The sequence below is a fragment of the Marinobacter xestospongiae genome (assembly GCF_023156385.1).
Taxonomy (GTDB): domain Bacteria; phylum Pseudomonadota; class Gammaproteobacteria; order Pseudomonadales; family Oleiphilaceae; genus Marinobacter; species Marinobacter xestospongiae.
In genome coordinates, this window is record NZ_JAKZAK010000020.1 from 92,864 (window position 1) to 110,374 (window position 17,511).

Here is a 17,511-nt window from a genome sequence, read left to right on the forward strand (position 1 = left end):
ACTGTCTTCCTCACTCACCAAGGGAGACCGTCATGACTGACCGATCGCGTTTTTTCCGTCACCACCGTCTGTTACCGCTGATTCTTGGCGGCATGCTATCCACTTCAGCCCTTGCCGACAGCTTCCAGTTGCACAGTCCGGATCTGGGCGACCCGGCCACCATGCAGTCCCGATTCGTCTTCAACGGCTTTGGCTGTCAGGGTGACAACGTCTCGCCGTCCCTGCGCTGGGACAAGGCGCCAGACGCCACTCAGAGCTTTGCCGTCACCGTATACGACCCGGACGCCCCCACCGGCAGCGGCTGGTGGCACTGGGTCGCCTTCAATCTGCCCGCCGACACCCGCTCTCTGGCCAGTGGCGCCAGCAGTCAGGGCGCCTTGCCGGAGGGCACAGTGCAGAGCCGAACCGATTACGGCAAACCCGGCTATGGCGGCCCCTGCCCGCCCGAGGGCCATGGTCCTCATCGTTACCAGTTCCGGGTCTACGCCCTGAACGTTGAGAGCCTGCCGCTGGATGAAAACGCATCTGCTGCCATGGTCGGGTTCATGCTCAACCATCACGCTCTGGCCACCGCCGAACTGGAAGTCACCTACGAGCGGTAGCACAATGACACACCGCTGCCGCCCAACGCCGCAGCGGTGTGTCATTAGCAGAGAATCAAGAGGAGAGGATGGAACCCAGTCGCGAAGAGAAGATCTGGCAGGTTGTGTTTGCCATTCCACCCGGTTGCGTTGCCAGCTATGGCCAGGTGGCCGACATGGCGGGTCTTGGACGACAGGCACGACTGGTGGGACGGGTCCTAAGCCAACTGCCGGATGGTCACGCCCTACCCTGGCACCGAGTGCTCCGCAGCAATGGCCAGATCGCCTTTCCAGAAGGTTCGGAACGCCATCTGCAGCAGGTGGCACTGTTACAGGCCGAAGGCATCGACGCGGGCCGCGGCCGGGTCACCATGAGCCAGTATCGGTGGCAACCCTAGGAGGTCTCAGCCACCGCTGCCCCGGACTTGTCTGGCGCCATGGCATCCAGTATTTGGCCGTGGCGAATCAGGTACAGCGCCAGCAGGATGGCCGGGATGCCCATCACGCCCGCCAGCAGGAAGAACTCGGCGTAGCCATAGCCCTCCACCACCAGCCCCGAAAACCCGCCAAGGAACTTGCCGGGTAACGTCATCAATGAGCTGAACAGGGCGTACTGGGTCGCGGTAAAAGCCGCGCTGGTCATAGAAGACAGCCAGGCAATCAGTGCCACGTTGGCAATACCACCACTGAGATTGTCGGCGCTGATCACCAATGCCAATGCGCTGACGCTGGGTGGATACTGAGCCAGCACCACAAACAACAGATTGGTGGCCGCCGTCATGACCGCCCCCACCAACAGAATTCGCCGCACGCCATACTTCACCACCAGGATGCCACCCGCCATGGAGCCGGCAATGGTCATAAAGAAGCCGAACAGCTTCGACACATTGGCGATCTCCACCTTGGTGAAGCCCATGAAGTTCAGGTAGAACGGGTTGGCCATCACCCCCATGGCGATGTCGGAAATGCGATAGACCGCTACCATTACCAGGATGATCAACGCAAACTGGCGATAGCGCCGGAAGAAATCCAGGAATGGCCCTGCCACCGCTGCGGAAAACCAGCCAGCCGCCCGCGCCAGCCAAGGCTGCAGGTGAGCGCGTTTGAGAATCTCTTCCTGTACCCGCTCGGCGATGTCCTCCGCCGCCGTAAAGTGATTGACCCGGGGCTCCGGCACACTCAGCACCGTCACCACACCAATCCCCATCAGCAGCGCCATGACTTCGTAGGAAACCTGCCAGGACCACAGCTCGGCTATGTAGAGCGCTCCGGCCCCCGCCACCAGCAGGGCCAGCCGATAGCCAAAGATATAGGTTGCCGCCATGGCGGCCTGAAGGCGCTCACTGGCAATCTCAATGCGATAGGCATCGATCGCAATGTCCTGGGTGGCGGAGGAGAATGCCACCACCAGACCAAACAGCGCCATCATCTCCGGAGCCCTGCCTGCATCCACCTGGGCCATACCATAGAGTCCGGCGGCGATCCCCGCCTGGGCCAGCAGCATCCAGCTGCGACGCTTGCCGAACCAGCGATCCAGTAACGGCAATCGCAGCCGGTCCAGCACCGGTGCCCAAAACACCTTGATGGAATAGGTAATACCAAGCCAGCTGAAGAAGCCGATGGTGGCGATCTCAACCCCGATGTCGGCAAGCCGGGTATTCAGCGTTGAGAACACCAACAGGAAAGGCAGACCCGCGGAAAACCCAAGGAACAGCAGGGTAAGGACCTGCCAACGGGAATAGATCTGGAACCAGGCCTGGACGTCAGGCAAGCGGGCCTTGATGCGGATAACGGTGTCTCCGGGTCAGTCGCGGAAGTTGTTGTACTGCAGCGGAATGTCGAGCTCGGCTTCCTTGAGCAGGGCAATGGCGGTCTGGAGGTCGTCCCGCTTCTTGCCGGTTACCCGGACCTTGTCGCCCTGGATGCTGGCCTGAACCTTCAGCTTGGCGTCCTTGATCATCTTGACGATCTTCTTCGCCATGTCCGTTTCAATGCCCTGTCGCAGGGTGAAGTGCTGCTTGACCAGCTTGCCGGCCTTGCTGTCACCATCCTCGGCGAGGGCTCGACTGTCGATGTTACGTTTGGCGAACGCCATCCGCACCATATCCTGAAGCTGCTCCAGCTGGAAATCTTGCTCCGCGCTGATGGTGATGCCCTTGTCGTCGTGTTCAATCTCGGCTTCGACGTTCTTGAAGTCCCAGCGATTGCCCAGATCCCGCCTGGCCTGATCGACCGCGTTGGTCACTTCGTGCATGTCGATCTCGGAAACAACGTCAAAAGATGGCATAGTCCTAACTCCCAAAATGCGGAGACCGTCACGCTCAGGAAAGCCGACCCGGGTCGAATCCGCAGGTTTTACAATTGTGCACAGCAGGGATGCGGCGATTGGCTATAATGGCGTCTTTAATTTAATGCGACCAGCAACCGCGACTGGCGGCGCCCCTAGTGTCCCGTGCGGTTAATTTATTGACCTACTGCGTCGTTCTGGGGCTCTTGGCCAAGGCGCTAGAGCGCAGATGTGGTGGTTCCACATCAAGCGCTGGCAACACCGGCCAAGAGCCCCAGAGCGGCGCCCTTCGGGAGCCACTGAAAACGTTGATAGCCGCGTTGAGCTAATTCGATATGGAACCACCATACCTTCATCAGCGCGCCTTGCTCTCAACGTTTTCAGTGGCTCAGTAGGTCCGCAAATTAACCGCACGGGACACTAGGCTCTGTGCAAAGGTGCCCAAGCATAGCAAGACCAGCCGGGTACCGCATCTGAACAATGGATTGGTGAGCCGTAAACAATGCCTAACCTAGATCTTCCGATTCTCGTCGTGGACGACGCCAAGTTCAGCAGCATGGTGGTCAGTCGCGCCCTCCGCCAGGCTGGCTATCGTGACGTCCGTGTCGCCAACAACGCCCCCGCAGCCATCCAGCTGATGGAACAGCGTCCGGTCAGCATCCTGATCGCCGACTGGCTGATGCCTGAAATGGACGGACTGCAGCTGACCGATCGGGTCCGCCAGCTGGATGAACAGACCAATCATTACACCTACACCATCCTGCTGACCGCCAAGGAAAGCATGGAGGCCCTGACAGAAGCATTTGATCGCGGTGTCGATGATTTCATCTTCAAGTCCGACATGAGCAAGCAGCTGATCCCCAGAGTGTTTGCCGCCGACCGGATTGCCGATCGACAGAACGCCCTGCTGCGGGCCAACTCGCTGCTGGTGGAGAACAATCGCGAGCTGGAAGCCAGCAATATCATCGATCTGGAAACCGGCCTCTGCAACAATCGCTACGCCCGCGAGCGGCTGGGCAAAAGCCTGCGCCAGGCAGAGGCCCGTGGCGGAGCCTCAGGTTATGTGCTGTGCGGCATCCGCAACTGGCAGGAACTCAAACGCCGGCACACCCCAGCCATCATGAGCGAGCTGGCTGTCGGCATCGCCCGGCGCCTGGGCCACCTGATCCGTCCGATGGACGCGCTGTGTCGCGTCGGTGACAACCAGTTCGCCATCGTTGCCCATTTCAGCAACAGCGATCAGTGCTCAACCACCACCTTTCGTCGCATCTTCGACGGCATCAACCACAAGGCGCTGAAAACCACCACCGGCTACCTGTCGGTTGAAGCGGGCATGGTGCTCTGCAAGGCCGATGCACAGTTTGGCACACCATCGGTTCAGGACATGGAGCGCGCCGCCGTCCAGGGGCTGATGGAGGCGTACGAAACCCGGCGTTTTACCGAAACCCGCCCAGACGCCATCGCCCCCTGACCAACGGCCCCGAGCCAAACTGACGGCAGCCGGTACCGGGCAACATCACGACAGATGACGCCACATTCTGTAACAGTGGGACACAGATCACACACAGACAGTCAGCCCCACCCGACGTATTCTTAAATTGTGGATTCAAGCAGTATCCCCCCATGGCGAGGGAGTTCGAAGTCCCCTCGCCGCATTATGGGCGGCGCTTCCACAGAATTCAGGATTTTCAGGCAAATTTTGTTTATCCTTATTGGATTGAGGCCGGCCACGTTGTCGGCCTTTTTGTTTTGCCTGCCACCCCCATATCCCCATCGACACCACCCTGAATTCGCTATACCCTTAGCCGACTCCCTCAGAAAGACAATCATTATAATCAGTGGGTTAGGAAGTATTGCACGGCTCTTGCGCAGTTGGCACACCGACACTTTTCGCGCATTGAAGCGTTTCTGAAGCCCACGACCAGCACAAGTGGTGTGGTATGAACCCTCTTGGAACCGTTTCTGTCGCTGCCTTGCGCCAATACGTGCGCGCCGCCCAGGCCAACCAGTTGCCGGTGGGAGACCTGTTGCGGGCTGCGGGCATCGCCCCAGCCACTCTGGACAGCGATGATGGCCGAATAGATGGCTCCCAGCTTCAGGAATTCCTGTACCGGCTGTGTCAGCACAGCCGCGACCCTCTGCTGGGACTGAAAACCGGCGATTTCGTGCAACCCGGCTCCTACAGTGTGCTTGGCTACATCACCATGAGCTGCGCAACCCTCGGGGAAGCCGTCCAGCGCATCGCGCCCTTCGAAAAACTGGTGGGCGACATGGGCACGACCACCCTGGAAGATCGGGGCGAACAAATTCGCCTGACCTGGCACTGCACCTACCAGAACCCCATCGTCCGCCCACAGCTGGTGGATAACGTCTTTGCCTCCTGGATCAACTACGCCCGCTGGCTGGCGGAACCCACCCAGGCCTCCCCAACCGCCGTGTATCTACAGCGCCCGGCGCCGAGCGGGGATTCTCTGCGGGAATACCAGCAGCGCTGGGACTGTCCGGTGTTTTTTGACGCCGGCGAGGACGCCATCGAGTTTGACAAAAGCCTGCTGCAGACCCCATTGCGCCAGCCCGACCCGGTGCTCCGCAGCACCCTGGAGCGACACGCCCAGCAGCAATTGGCCAGCCTGCAATCGGCGAGCGAACTGATCAACCAGGTGCGCAACAGCATCTACCAGAACCTGCTTGAAGGGATTACCCGACAGGACATGGTGGCAAGCAGCCTGGGGATGACCAGCCGGACACTGCAACGCAAGCTGAGCCAGGAGGACACCTCCTACCAACAGCTTCTGGACGACGTACGACAGGACATGGCGGAAGACTACCTGAGCCGCACGACGCTTCCGATACCGGACATTGCGTTACGCCTGGGTTTCAGCGAAACCACGTCGTTTCACCGCACCTTCAAGCGCAGGGTCAACATGACACCCGGAGAGTATCGGCAGAAAACAGCGGAGCAGAAAGGGAAGGATTGAAGAATGGGAGGGAAGAAAAGTGCCACTCAAGAAGCGAGCGGCACAGGGCAGACCAGCCACCCTGCGCCATGATTCACCGCGTTACAGCAGGTTACGTCCTTTGCCAGCGGCAATCCGCAGGCGCAACGCGTTCAGCTTGATGAAGCCTTCGGCGTCTTTCTGATCGTAGGCACCCTGATCTTCCTCGAAGGTGGCGATCTTCTCATCAAACAGGGAATCCAGAGACTTACGGCCTACCACTTCCACGTTGCCCTTGTAGAGCTTCAAACGCACGGTGCCGTTAACGTAGGTCTGGGTCTGGTCGATCAGCGCCTGCAGCGCTTCCCGCTCCGGTGACCACCAGTAACCGTTGTACACCACCTCGGCGTAGCGCGGCATGATGCTGTCCTTCAGGTGCGCGACTTCACGATCCAGGGTGATGGACTCGATTGCCCGATGAGCGCGCAGCATGATGGTGCCACCCGGGGTTTCGTAACAGCCACGGGACTTCATGCCAACGTAGCGATTCTCAACAATGTCGATACGGCCGATACCGTTGTCTCCGCCCACTTTGTTCAGGTGCGCCAGAACCTCATGGGCCTTCATGGCCTGACCGTCGATGGCGACGATGTCACCCATCTCATAGGTAAGCTCAATGTAGGTCGGCTGATCCGGCGCCTTCTCGGGCGACACACTCCAGCGCCACATGTCTTCTTCGGCTTCCGCCCACGGGTCTTCCAGGACCATGCCTTCGTAGGAAATGTGCAACAGGTTGGCGTCCATGGAGTAAGGCGACTTGCCTTTCTTCTTCTCCACCGGAATGTTGCGCTCCTCACAATACGCCAGCAGCTTCTCGCGTGAGTTCAGATCCCATTCCCGCCAGGGCGCAATCACATGAACGCCAGGCTTGAGGGCATAGGCGCCCAGCTCAAAGCGTACCTGATCGTTACCTTTGCCGGTGGCACCGTGGGAAATCGCATCTGCGCCGGTTTCGTTGGCAATTTCAACCAGTCGCTTGGCAATCAGCGGACGGGCAATGGAGGTGCCGAGCAGGTATTCGCCTTCATAGATGGTGTTGGCACGGAACATCGGGAAGACGTAGTCACGCACGAACTCTTCGCGCAGGTCTTCGATGTAGATCTCCTTGACGCCCAGCGCTTCCGCTTTGGCGCGTGCCGGTTCCACTTCCTCGCCCTGCCCCAGGTCGGCAGTAAAGGTGACCACCTCACAGTTGTAGGTGTCCTGCAACCAACGGACGATGACGGAGGTGTCCAGGCCACCGGAATAGGCCAACACAACCTTTTTAATATCAGACATACCTTGCTCCAGACTGAACAGGATGGATTATTTGAAGCCACGCTCACCGTTCCTGACCGACAGAACAGCGACCAGGAAACGCAGGGCTTTAAACATAAGGGGCATTATTGTACGGCAGTCAACGGCTTCCGGCCAGACAGCCAAAGGGGGAAGACCAAGCCAGCCATTTAAGGAAGGTGAAAGATCTCGGCCAGATCGCCATTCCGCCGCATGGTTTCCACCGCGCGGCGTAGCTCCGGCACCAGATCATCCCGGGATGAAGCCCGCGACAGGTAGAGCGCCCCATCCTGCTGCTGCAAGGCCACGCTCAGCCGAAACCGCTCAGCCCCCAGGCCCATCTCGTGCAACGTGCTGAAAAATGACTGATCACTGGCGACCAGGGCATCCACCCGCCCCCGCAGCAGCATTTCAACCGCCTGCCGCAGATCCTTGACGGCCACCTTGCGGATGCTGTCATCCCGCTCGAAAGCTTCGCCGTAATAGGTGCCACGAATGTAGGCCACAGTCCGGCCGGCCAAGCCGCCCCCCAAGGACAGCTTCAACTGAGAATCAGCCAGCCCCGCCAGCAATACCCGAACCTGGATGACAGGCGCTACCAGAATACCCGCCTGCTCTGTGGTCGGGCTTTCATACAGCACCGCAAGATCCACTCGCCCGGATTCCAGCTCCCGGATCACCCGACGATGAGGCCTAAGGACATTGTGAAAGGTTTTGCCGATCAACACGGACAGTCGATCGTAGAAGGTTACGAGGGTTCCGGCCAGTTCGCCGGATTCGGTGCGGTAGCCCCAGGGCCAGACATCCGCGGAAGCCACCCGTAAATCGACCCCGGGCGTGGTACCGCCGGGAAGATCCCCGGACGGCGTCGAGACCTCAGCCCTCGCCTGCGAATAGGGCAGAGCCAACATAATTGCAAAGACAAGCGTACCGATCAGGCTAAACACAGTACCTCGAATTGCCGAGGCGCACCCCGGGCAAAACGACCCTGGGCACGCCAATCCTTGTTCAGACGGCCTGCTGCTGTACCACTTCCTCGCGAATGCCGTCCCACCCTTCCTTGATGGAGCGCAACAGCTCGATCACTTCGTCCAGCCGGGCGACATCGTTCGTCAGACTGGCTTCCAGCAGGGCCCGCTCCATATACTCGTAGAGCGAATCCAGCCGCGGGGCAAGATCACCGCCCTGATCAAAATCCAGAAAACTGCGCAGGCCACCAATGATCTCAATGGCCTTGTTGATCAACCGGGCCTTGCCCTCGTAATCCTTGACCTGAATGCGGGCCTTGGACATGTTGATGCGCTCGATGGCACCATTGTACAGCAACTGGATCAACCGGTGCGGATCAGCATCGGTGATGCTGGTCTGGGTATTGATACGCTGGTACTGTTGAAGCCCCTTCATCGTTACCTCTCCAAATTCACTCGGTTAACTTTTGCCACTGTTCTGCTGGGGCGCAAGGGACGCCAGCTGCTGACTCACAAAGCTTCCGGTGCTGTTGAGCTGGGCAATCAGCGAATCCGCCGCGGAAAACTGGGAAATCAGTCGTTCCCGAAACGTCTCCATTCTCAGATCCAGATCCAGCCGCTTGTCTTCAATGTCCTCCAAGGACTGGTTCAGACCGTCGGTGCGGCTGGCCAGTGTGCCATCGCTGCCCAAGTGGGTCTCCAGAACGTCAAGAGCTTTGGTGGCGATACCCTCAACACCGTCTTCCGAACCAAACAGTGCAGCGACGGAATCCGGGTACTCGTCCAGCTTCTCCTTGAAGACCTCTTTATCAAACTCAAGCTTGCCGGTATCCGCGTCAGTCTTGATGCCAATATCCGCCAACATCCGCACCGGGCTGTCCTCGAGGCCCTCGGGCACGTCCACCAGCAGGTTACGCAGGTCCCGCTGGATGGAGCGGATCGCCGAGTCCCCGGTTAACACGCTGCCCTGCTCAGTTTCAGCGTTATAGCCCGATGCCTTTTTAACAATATCCTGAAAGGCGTTGTACTTGTCGACAAACGCCTGCATCCGATCAGCGACCTCATCCGGGTTCTCCGTCACGCTGATGGTGGATGTTCCCGTTGACTTCAACTCGAACGTCGCCCCGTCGACGACCCCCTCCACCGAATTGCTGGAACGGCTGATGGCAATGCCGTTGACTTCCAGCAGCGCGTCCTTGGCCGCCACGGTTTCATTCATGTTGGACGCCGAGCCGTTGAAGGCGAGCTGGGACAGCCCACTGGCGTCGGTGTCGCTGCCGTCACCGTCACCGGAAACGGACACTTCGATGGCATTGTCCAGCCCGGACTCCTCGGAGGACATTACCAGGCGGAAACCTGACCCGGTGTCGACGACACCCGCGGACACGCCGGCGCCCGCATCGTTAATGGCTTCGGCAATGCCTTCCAGGGTGTTGTTGGAGCTGTCGATGGTGATGTCGGTGGACTCACCGCCAACATTGATGGTCAACGTACCGGTACCGACCGCGGTAGTATCCCGATCAGCAAAGTCATTGGAAGCGAGCGATTGCGCCTGGGCCAGCTGAGTGACGTTGATGTTGTAGCTGCCGCGGGTGATCTTGCTCTGATCGACATCGAGACCAACCACGTTTTCGTCACTCGACGCCGCCGTAAAAGCCCGAAGACCATCCGGCTTGCTAAGCGCCTCCAGAGGTGATTTCAGACCTTCCAGAGCGCTGCGAAGGGCACCGTAGGCGGAAATCTTGGTTTCATACAGCTGCTGGTTACGATCCAGCCGGGCCTGTGTCGGCGTACGCTCGGCAGCGACCAGCTGGTCGACCAAATCCATGCTGAACAGCCCGGACCCGGCTCCCAGTGAAGTGATACCTGCCATGCCTGTACCTCCCGACGTCGTCGTCTTCTTGATCAGTTAATCCGCGTATCGGCACCTGGCGGCAAAACTTTACCGCCCCAACTGCATTCCTTGCCGTTCCATGTTGTGCGCCGTTGAGCAGGCCGGCAATCTCCCGCCCATTTTCGGCGGATTGGTCAGACCTTGATGTCAAACAGCGTCAATGGTTCGTCCTGCTGCAATTTCTCGGCCAACCTCATAGCAACTTCATCCGGAATCTGCCGGATAACCTCATCGGTCTGCCGGTCCATGACTTTCACCACCGTCTTGCCGGAATCGTCATCGACAGAGAACCGCAGGTCACGCTGGACACTCTGCACGTAATCGTTCAGTCGGGAGACCGCCTGGTCGACCCGCTCACTGTCCTGTTCCTGCTCTGCGGCCCGCTTCTCCTGCGCGACAGCCTGCTCGCGTGCAACGGCAGCTGCGGACGCCGCTGATGCATTTGAGGGTTGCTCTGAAGCCGTCGATCCCTTCTGAGGCGACCTCACACCAGCTTCCGCCGTACCGGCATTACTGGTGCGGGAGGACTCCCCGGAGGACTGAACCATCTTCAGATCCAGGTTGTTTAAACCCACTTCGTTCATAGCACACCCCGCTATTCCCTAACGGCAAAAGACCGGCCTATCCCACTGGACAGGCCGGTCGATTTTAACCCGTTACCCGGCCTCGATTACTGAAGCAGGGACAGGACCTGGTTCGGACGGGCGTTGGCCTGTGCCAGAACCGAAATACCAGCCTGTTGGAGCACGTTCGCTTTTGCCAGCTTAGCACTCTCGGCGGCAAAGTCCGCGTCGAGAATTCGGCTGTTGGCAGCGCTGGCGCTCTCGATGTTGGTGGCCAGGTTGTTAATGGTACTCTCGAACCGGTTCTGCAACGCACCGAGGTCGGAGCGGAAGGAGTTCACAGAATCGATAGCAGTGTCCAGGGTTGCCAGAGCACTGGAGGCGCCAGAAGCGCTGGAAATATCCACATTAGAGATATTCAGACCGCTGCTACCAGTCCCCATGTCCTGATCGAATGAGAAGCTGATGGTCTCACCAGACTCTACACCAACCTGGAAGCTGACAGCAGAACCACCGTTCAGAGAGCCATCCAGCACAGACTGGCCATTAAACTTGGTTTCGGTGCTGATACGCTGAATTTCGTTCAGTCGTTGCGTAACTTCGTCCTGCAACAGCGAGCGGTCTTCGTCAGTCAGGGAGCCGTTGGCCGCCTGCACCGCCAGCTCACGAATACGCTGGAGGTTGTTGATGGTTTCGTCCAGACCACCTTCAGCGGTCTGCGCCATGGAAATGCCGTCGTTGGCATTACGCTGGGCGACGGTCAGGCCGCGAATCTGGGTGTCGAACCGGGTGGAGATCGCCAGACCGGCGGCGTCGTCCTTGGCTGAGTTGATACGCAGGCCGGAGGACAGACGGGTCAGAGACTCGTTGGACAGGCTCTGGGAACGGCTAAGCTGGTTCTGAGCGTTGATGGAAGCGATGTTGGTGTTGATACCGAGAGCCATAATGCATCTCCTCAAACAATTCAGGTATTGGTAAGAGGTCTGGCGCCCTGTCAGTGTTTGGGGTACGCCGCCCTGCTGTAGTGCTTAACGGCGCCCCCGAGAATTCCTTTAGAAAAAATCCGGACTACTTTGTAAACAAATGTAATAGCCCACTAGCCCTCATCGTCACTGGCCATGTCCGGCTCAGGACTGTAGAAATGCATGCGACTCCAGGGGTCATCGACAATATCCTGTGGATTGCGACTAACCTTGAGGAAGTGTTCAGGAAGCTCCTCAAAAAGGGATAAGAAACCTGCTCGCCAAGCCTGCAAAAAATCCTTCAGCTGCGCATCATTTCCCGACAACCCATGACAAAGCGCCGCGCTTGCAAAATGCAACACGGTGCCCCGAAGCATCTGATTGGCGTACTTCTGGACAGCGGTTACAGAGCCCTGCCCCTGCCTGGGCTTGAGTGTTGCCATCGTCCCCCTGAGCTCGTTCACCAGCAGCACCAGGTCCCGGCGCCCCCCCAAGCGAGCCTTTTTGACTATATTGATAAGGGTACGGGTTTCTGATCGAAACTCTTCAGCCATCGCGTCAATCTGGTCATAAAGGTCGGTTGGTTCGAGATCGAACGTGGCCACCTCATCAACCGGCAGGGCCTCTGACTCGCCATCCTCACTGAACTGCCTCACGGTTTCAGAAGAATCCGGCAGCCATGTGGTGCCTTCTATTTCTGCGCCGTTCGAGCAGTTATAGAAGCTGACGTCAGCGCAACCAACCCGTTCAATAAACTTCTCGGCAGATCGTTTGGAGGCGTAGTAGTCAGAGCGTGTCAATACAGTGCCACCATCTGCTGCCGGCACAGTGAAAGACGACTTTGCGCGCGCTGAGTGGGCCGTTTTAAGCTCTTCAGAAAACGCTGAGTCCGAACCACTGCCATACACCGAACCAGACGAATGGTCTTTTCCTTCACTTTTGAAGCCGTAGTCCGTGCCAAACAGGAAAAATCGGGTATACCCCAAGGCATACCCAACGGAAAGCGCTGCATTGGTACAGGTTGGATTACAATCAGGGAGTGCCGACGACTCCAGCTGCAATAGGCCCGGGAAATAGTTGTCAGTCTTAAAGAAGAAGCGGACTTGGTCAAACAGCTTTGGCACCCAGGGGTTGACCTCATTAACCGCAAGCAGCGTTATTCCTTTCAATGCTTCAGCTTCGTTTTCTTCAATCATCTGACATATGACGTGACTGGGATCGAGCTCCACCTGGAAATCCGGTTTGATGCCCGCTGACAACAGCGCCTTCAACGCGGTCCCGGCAGAAATGATGACGAAATGATCCCGCATTTCCTTTAACTCCTGAATACGTTCATCCAGGGAAGGACCGCTCCCCACAACAGCAAGGGCTTTGGCGCGAGCGGAAGCCGCGCTCGGATCAATGCATGTCATACCAGCACGAACGTTCTGGATGGTATTCCGGAACCGCATCAGCTCATCGTCATAGTTCGCCCACTGCGAGGGAATCAGTGCAACATCCTTGGCGACATCCATCGCCACCTTGGCAAGTTCCACATCAGCCAAATGGTTGTAGTAAATGGTGGAATAAGGATAAAGCGGCAGAGTCGCCGCCAGATTTCTCGACAACAGCTCCCGCATATCGGCTTCGGTGTTTGCGAAACCAATGGCGAAACTGATGGAATACCCCTTACGCTTGAACCTGGAACAGATCTTTTCCCAGTCCACCGTAAAGAGGCTTAACGCGAACTTCTCAGGTTCCCGCTCAACCACGATGGCATTGACAATGTTAGCCCTCGACACCAACGCCTCAATGTGAAAACCCAGACCACAGCCAAGAAATACAACCGACGGAAAAACATTACCCCGAACATACCCTGTAAATTCCCCGTTTTTCTCGACCGGGCTACAGTCCAACACCTGACGTAGCGTACCAAAGGCAAAGCGCCGACTTTTTGCCTCATCGGGCCAGGCAGGGCGAAAGCTGACAATGGGCTTATCGTCCGGGTTTTCCTGAAGGAATCTACGAGCCTCATCTTCGGAGTACTCCCTCGCCAGTCCCCGATAACAGGACTTGCCATTGACCGTCATATCCACATCATTCTTACCCGGTGTCACCACCAGCTCAGCTCTGGTCAGCATCATGTTTTCCAGAATCTGGTAGACCCTAGGCAGATGCAGCTTGAAGTAATTCAGGTTCTTCTCTTTTCTGCGCAGATAGACCTGAGCGGGGTCCTGATGGTTTTTGGACATAGGTTCTCCAAAGAAGCGAAACCGGCGAAGGCGCTGGCGGAGCCCCTCCACCGCACCAACAAGCCGCATGACAATCAACAGAATGGTAGCAAAGCCTACAAGGGATGTACCCCGCAAACTACCCCATCCCCCCATCCGCCCGAGGGGACACAGAGCTGTGCGATCTCACCCTCTCGCAACCGCCCCTGGCACCGGCAAAAAAAGCGGCAACCCTCTTCCCATCGCCATGAATTCGTCGCTCTCTATCCAGGACAATCATCTACCAATTCGGAAAAGTCATTGCCGATCAATAATTTAAAGCTAAGATCAAAATCTGGCACGAAGATCGCTTTACCTGCTCCAACGCCAAATGTTTTTGCCGGCGGCAGGCAACTCGAAGGTCCGGGTATACGTCGCAATCGGCATCTCTGAACAGGGAGACTCGACATGCCCCAGATAATCAACACCAACATTGCGTCACTTAATGCGCAGCGAAACCTGAATGCCACCCAGCGGGACGCCGATACCGCTCTGCAGCGCCTGTCATCCGGTTTGCGGATCAACTCCGCCAAGGATGATGCCGCCGGTCTGGCCATCTCCGAGAGGTTCCAGTCCCAGATCACCGGTCTGAACATGGCCCGACGAAACGCCAACGACGGCATTTCCCTGGCGCAGACCACCGAAGGCGCACTGGATGAAATCACCGCCAACCTGCAGCGGATTCGGGAACTGGCCGTGCAGGCGGCAAACGCCCCCAACAGCAACACCGACCGCGTTGCACTGAACCGGGAAGTGGAACAGCGTATTCAGGCAATCAATCAGATCGCCAGCCAGACCTCCTTCAACGGTCTGCGGGTGTTGGATGGTTCGCTGCCAACACAAACGTTCCAGGTTGGCGCCAACACCGGTGAAACCATCAGCGTCAACGGGCTGGATGCGCGGGGCAGCCAGCTTGGCTCCATTATTGGCGCGACCTCGGGCCTTTCGGCAGCCGTGGTGAGTGGCCAGACCGTCGCTGACATCTTTGCCGACGGCGGTACTGTAGACTTCACCGTTGACCTGCCAACACCGCCCTCAGGCACCACCACGGTTCAGATCAACGATGCTTCGTCTCTGGAGGACGTACTCGGCCAGGTGAACGCCGTGAGCAGTGAAACAGGTGTTCGGGCTTTCCTTGACCGAGGCAATAACGAAATCTATTTCTCGTCGGAATTCGATCAGGCCTTCAGTGTCGATGTCACCGTGGCTGGCGGCACCACGTTCAATGTGACAACCGCGGTGCCTGCCGACCAGGTATCCGTAAACAGTCTGGACGTATCGACACAGGACGGCGCCGACTTTGCAATGATCTCGCTGGACTACGCTCTGGATCAGATCAACAGCCTACGTGCAGAACTGGGCGCGGTACAGAACCGTTTCGAGTCCACCATCGCCAACCTGTCGACCACCGCAGAGAACCTGTCAGCGTCAAACAGCCGCATACGGGATGCGGATTTCGCCGCAGAATCGGCGGAACTCGCCCGTACTCAAGTATTGCAGCAGGCAGGACTATCAGTGCTTTCCCAGGCCAATGCCCGGCCGCAGCAGGTACTTCAGCTGCTGCAAGGCTAAAAGCCTGACAGACGCCGTCATATCTCGTATCGTTAACGGGTTCCACTTGGGGCCCGTTTTCGTTTACACAGAAGAAAGATCAAACTTTGACCCACCCCGGCGCCCCAACTGACTGAGCTGAACCCAGAGTTATCTATATGAAACGAGTTCTCGTTACTGGTGCTGGCGGCTATATTGGTAGCGTATTGGTGCCCAAACTCCTTGCCAATGGCTACGCTGTGAGGGCCATTGACCGCTTTTTCTTTGGCTCAAACGTACTCGAAAAAGCCCCTAATCTTGAGATCATTCAAGAAGACTCTCGCCGACTGAGCAGCAGGCAATTTCGGGATATTGACGCAGTCATCGACCTCGTTGCCATCTCGAATGACCCTTCTGGCGAACTGTTCGAAGCCGCCACGTGGCAAATCAACCATGAGGGACGCGTGGCTACCGCCAAGCTGGCTAAAGCCTCAGGCGTACCAAGGTATATTCTACCGTCTAGCTGTAGCATCTATGGTTTTCAGAAGGAGGTCGTTGATGAAACAGCCCCCACCAACCCACTCACTGTTTATGCGCGGGCCAACGAACGAGCTGAAATTGACACACTCAAATTATGTGAAGACGACTTTTCGGTAACTGTATTGCGACAAGCGACTGTATTTGGTTTTAGCCCAAGAATGCGATTTGACCTAGCCATCAACGGCATGACCTATGGCGCTTTCGCCAACCGCTGTTTGCCATTAATGCGAGATGGCACTCAGTACCGACCAATGCTTCACGTGCAAGATGCAACTGATCTCATGCTGAAGCTCCTGGAGACAAAGCCATCGCTGATCAATGGTGAAATTTTCAATGTAGGTAGCACTGCGAATACCTATCAGCTGGGATCGCTCGGCAAGGAAATTGCGGAGCTTGTCTCTGAAATTATTGATAGCCCCGTCGATATTGAATGGTATGGCGAACCAGACCATCGTAGCTACCAGGTCAGCTTTTCGAAAGTTGAGCGCACTCTGGGTTGGCAGGCCCGCTGGAATGCGGAAAAAGGGTGTCGGGAGATCGTAGAGAAGCTCCGATCAGGCCACCTGAACAGAACAAGCCAGACGATTACACTTGACTGGTATCAGCAACTCAGCCAGTGGCACCAGATCATCCGAAGCGTTGAAATGTATGGCGGCATTCTGGATATAGATAGAGGCAATCAATGAAAGGTATTGTTCTTGCCGGAGGTACCGGCAGCCGGCTCTACCCGATTACTCATGGGGTAAGTAAGCAGTTGCTGCCAATCTATGACAAGCCAATGATCTATTATCCATTATCGGTTCTAATGCTTGCGAATATTCGTGAGATACTGATCATCAGTACGCCGCAGGACCAACCTGCTTTTGAGCGGCTGCTGGGCAAGGGAGAACAGTTTGGTCTAGAGCTCACCTATAAAGAACAGCCAGAGCCCAAAGGCATTGCCCAGGCCTTTGATCTAGGTGCTGACTTTATTGGCAATGATTCGGTATGCCTGGTTCTTGGTGACAATATCTTCTACGGCCAGGGCTTCTCTCCCAAACTGTTACAGGCGGCCAAGCTGACCAAGGGAGCAAAGGTCTTTGGATATCAGGTCAAAGACCCCGAGCGCTTCGGCGTCATTGAGTTTGACAGCAATCGTCAGGCACTGTCTCTGGAGGAAAAACCAAAACGACCAAAATCTCACTTTGCCATCACCGGACTGTATTTTTACGATAACGATGTGGTTGATATTGCGCGAGGACTAAGCCCGTCCACACGAGGTGAGCTGGAAATCACCGCCATAAACCAGACCTATCTGGAGCGGGGAGACCTTTCGGTTGAGGTGCTAGGAAGAGGATTTGCGTGGCTAGACACCGGCACCCATAGCAGTCTGCTCGAGGCAGCCCAATTCGTGGAAACGATTGAAAAGCGACAGGGCTACAAGATCGCTTGCCTGGAAGAAATCGCTTTCAAGCGAAACTGGATAACCGCCGAACAGCTTCTAACAGCAGCGGCCAGATTGGAGAAAAGTGCGTACGGTCGATATCTAAGGGATATCGCCAACGAAACCTGATTCGGAAACCACCCTTGACGGTAAGACTTGCGTTGCCCCCTGATGTCAGACAATAACCGCAGCACTTTGAGATAACGAGGTAGGGGAAGGAGGGTCGCTGCCGGTACCCTCATT

16 protein-coding genes are annotated in these 17,511 nt (G+C 57.1%); 7 read left to right on the forward strand and 9 right to left on the reverse strand.

Annotated features, from left to right (window positions below; all coding sequences use genetic code 11):
* Positions 1-32 precede the first annotated feature (32 nt).
* Together MLD24_RS14995 and MLD24_RS15000 are read left to right on the forward strand one after the other, a co-directional pair.
* A complete protein-coding gene (locus MLD24_RS14995) occupies positions 33-602 on the forward strand; it encodes a YbhB/YbcL family Raf kinase inhibitor-like protein (RefSeq protein WP_282450668.1) in 570 nt (189 codons plus the stop codon).
* Between the two features lie 68 nt (positions 603-670).
* Complete coding sequence (locus tag MLD24_RS15000) at positions 671-979, forward strand: MGMT family protein (protein WP_227171684.1); 309 nt, start codon at positions 671-673, stop codon at positions 977-979.
* Here MLD24_RS15000 and MLD24_RS15005 read toward each other — a convergent pair.
* A complete protein-coding gene (locus MLD24_RS15005; protein ID WP_425562331.1) occupies positions 976-2,352 on the reverse strand; it encodes an AmpG family muropeptide MFS transporter in 1,377 nt (458 codons plus the stop codon). The genes MLD24_RS15000 and MLD24_RS15005 overlap by 4 nt on opposite strands.
* Positions 2,353-2,385: 33 nt before the next feature.
* Positions 2,386-2,868: a YajQ family cyclic di-GMP-binding protein gene (locus MLD24_RS15010; protein ID WP_227171685.1), complete on the reverse strand. Its 483-nt coding sequence runs from the start codon at positions 2,866-2,868 to the stop codon at positions 2,386-2,388.
* 502 nt (positions 2,869-3,370) lie between these two features.
* Between MLD24_RS15010 and MLD24_RS15015 the strand changes: the two genes are divergently transcribed.
* On the forward strand, positions 3,371-4,339 hold the full coding sequence (locus tag MLD24_RS15015) for a GGDEF domain-containing response regulator (protein WP_248167555.1): 969 nt from the start codon (positions 3,371-3,373) through the stop codon (positions 4,337-4,339).
* A 469-nt stretch (positions 4,340-4,808) separates the two neighbouring features.
* Entirely contained in the window at positions 4,809-5,846 is a 1,038-nt protein-coding gene (locus MLD24_RS15020; RefSeq protein WP_248167558.1) for an AraC family transcriptional regulator, read from the forward strand.
* Positions 5,847-5,927: 81 nt separating this feature from the next.
* Here MLD24_RS15020 and MLD24_RS15025 read toward each other — a convergent pair whose 3' ends face one another.
* From MLD24_RS15025 to MLD24_RS15055, 7 genes are all read right to left on the reverse strand, one after another.
* Positions 5,928-7,142, reverse strand: coding sequence for an argininosuccinate synthase (locus MLD24_RS15025; RefSeq protein ID WP_227171688.1), 1,215 nt, complete (start codon positions 7,140-7,142; stop codon positions 5,928-5,930).
* 167 nt (positions 7,143-7,309) lie between these two features.
* Positions 7,310-7,957 (reverse strand): substrate-binding periplasmic protein, encoded by a 648-nt coding sequence (locus MLD24_RS15030; protein ID WP_248167559.1) that lies wholly within the window; start codon positions 7,955-7,957, stop codon positions 7,310-7,312.
* A gap of 190 nt (positions 7,958-8,147) precedes the next feature.
* Positions 8,148-8,543 carry a flagellar export chaperone FliS gene (fliS, locus tag MLD24_RS15035; RefSeq protein WP_248167561.1) on the reverse strand — a complete coding sequence of 132 codons (396 nt, stop codon included), beginning with the start codon at positions 8,541-8,543 and terminating at the stop codon, positions 8,148-8,150.
* A 24-nt stretch (positions 8,544-8,567) separates the two neighbouring features.
* Positions 8,568-9,980: a flagellar filament capping protein FliD gene (gene fliD / locus MLD24_RS15040; RefSeq protein ID WP_248167563.1), complete on the reverse strand. Its 1,413-nt coding sequence runs from the start codon at positions 9,978-9,980 to the stop codon at positions 8,568-8,570.
* 155 nt (positions 9,981-10,135) lie between these two features.
* On the reverse strand, positions 10,136-10,585 hold the full coding sequence (locus MLD24_RS15045) for a flagellar protein FlaG (protein WP_248167565.1): 450 nt from the start codon (positions 10,583-10,585) through the stop codon (positions 10,136-10,138).
* Between the two features lie 86 nt (positions 10,586-10,671).
* Positions 10,672-11,508: a flagellin N-terminal helical domain-containing protein gene (locus tag MLD24_RS15050; protein WP_248167568.1), complete on the reverse strand. Its 837-nt coding sequence runs from the start codon at positions 11,506-11,508 to the stop codon at positions 10,672-10,674.
* Between the two features lie 152 nt (positions 11,509-11,660).
* Positions 11,661-13,757 (reverse strand): motility associated factor glycosyltransferase family protein, encoded by a 2,097-nt coding sequence (locus MLD24_RS15055; RefSeq protein WP_248167571.1) that lies wholly within the window; start codon positions 13,755-13,757, stop codon positions 11,661-11,663.
* Positions 13,758-14,183: 426 nt separating this feature from the next.
* On the opposite strand from MLD24_RS15055, the gene MLD24_RS15060 reads away from it, so the two are divergent.
* From MLD24_RS15060 to rfbA, 3 genes are all read left to right on the forward strand, one after another.
* Positions 14,184-15,347, forward strand: a complete 1,164-nt coding sequence (locus tag MLD24_RS15060; RefSeq protein WP_248167574.1) for a flagellin — start codon at positions 14,184-14,186, stop codon at positions 15,345-15,347.
* Between the two features lie 137 nt (positions 15,348-15,484).
* On the forward strand, positions 15,485-16,531 hold the full coding sequence (locus MLD24_RS15065) for an NAD-dependent epimerase/dehydratase family protein (protein WP_248167577.1): 1,047 nt from the start codon (positions 15,485-15,487) through the stop codon (positions 16,529-16,531).
* Positions 16,528-17,397: a glucose-1-phosphate thymidylyltransferase RfbA gene (gene rfbA, locus MLD24_RS15070; RefSeq protein WP_248167580.1), complete on the forward strand. Its 870-nt coding sequence runs from the start codon at positions 16,528-16,530 to the stop codon at positions 17,395-17,397. The genes MLD24_RS15065 and rfbA overlap by 4 nt, the downstream gene beginning before the upstream one ends.
* The last annotated feature ends 114 nt before the right edge of the window (positions 17,398-17,511 follow it).

What these genes read in the sequence shown, in the direction of transcription:
- MLD24_RS14995 (WP_282450668.1), top strand. Translation starts at nt 33, where the DNA reads ATGACTGACCGATCGCGTTTTTTCCGTCACCACCGTCTGTTACCGCTG.
- MLD24_RS15000 (WP_227171684.1), top strand. Translation starts at nt 671, where the DNA reads ATGGAACCCAGTCGCGAAGAGAAGATCTGGCAGGTTGTGTTTGCCATT.
- MLD24_RS15010 (WP_227171685.1), bottom strand. Translation starts at nt 2,868, where the DNA reads ATGCCATCTTTTGACGTTGTTTCCGAGATCGACATGCACGAAGTGACC.
- MLD24_RS15015 (WP_248167555.1), top strand. Translation starts at nt 3,371, where the DNA reads ATGCCTAACCTAGATCTTCCGATTCTCGTCGTGGACGACGCCAAGTTC.
- MLD24_RS15020 (WP_248167558.1), top strand. Translation starts at nt 4,809, where the DNA reads ATGAACCCTCTTGGAACCGTTTCTGTCGCTGCCTTGCGCCAATACGTG.
- MLD24_RS15025 (WP_227171688.1), bottom strand. Translation starts at nt 7,142, where the DNA reads ATGTCTGATATTAAAAAGGTTGTGTTGGCCTATTCCGGTGGCCTGGAC.
- fliS (WP_248167561.1), bottom strand. Translation starts at nt 8,543, where the DNA reads ATGAAGGGGCTTCAACAGTACCAGCGTATCAATACCCAGACCAGCATC.
- fliD (WP_248167563.1), bottom strand. Translation starts at nt 9,980, where the DNA reads ATGGCAGGTATCACTTCACTGGGAGCCGGGTCCGGGCTGTTCAGCATG.
- MLD24_RS15045 (WP_248167565.1), bottom strand. Translation starts at nt 10,585, where the DNA reads ATGAACGAAGTGGGTTTAAACAACCTGGATCTGAAGATGGTTCAGTCC.
- MLD24_RS15050 (WP_248167568.1), bottom strand. Translation starts at nt 11,508, where the DNA reads ATGGCTCTCGGTATCAACACCAACATCGCTTCCATCAACGCTCAGAAC.
- MLD24_RS15055 (WP_248167571.1), bottom strand. Translation starts at nt 13,757, where the DNA reads ATGTCCAAAAACCATCAGGACCCCGCTCAGGTCTATCTGCGCAGAAAA.
- MLD24_RS15060 (WP_248167574.1), top strand. Translation starts at nt 14,184, where the DNA reads ATGCCCCAGATAATCAACACCAACATTGCGTCACTTAATGCGCAGCGA.
- MLD24_RS15065 (WP_248167577.1), top strand. Translation starts at nt 15,485, where the DNA reads ATGAAACGAGTTCTCGTTACTGGTGCTGGCGGCTATATTGGTAGCGTA.
- rfbA (WP_248167580.1), top strand. Translation starts at nt 16,528, where the DNA reads ATGAAAGGTATTGTTCTTGCCGGAGGTACCGGCAGCCGGCTCTACCCG.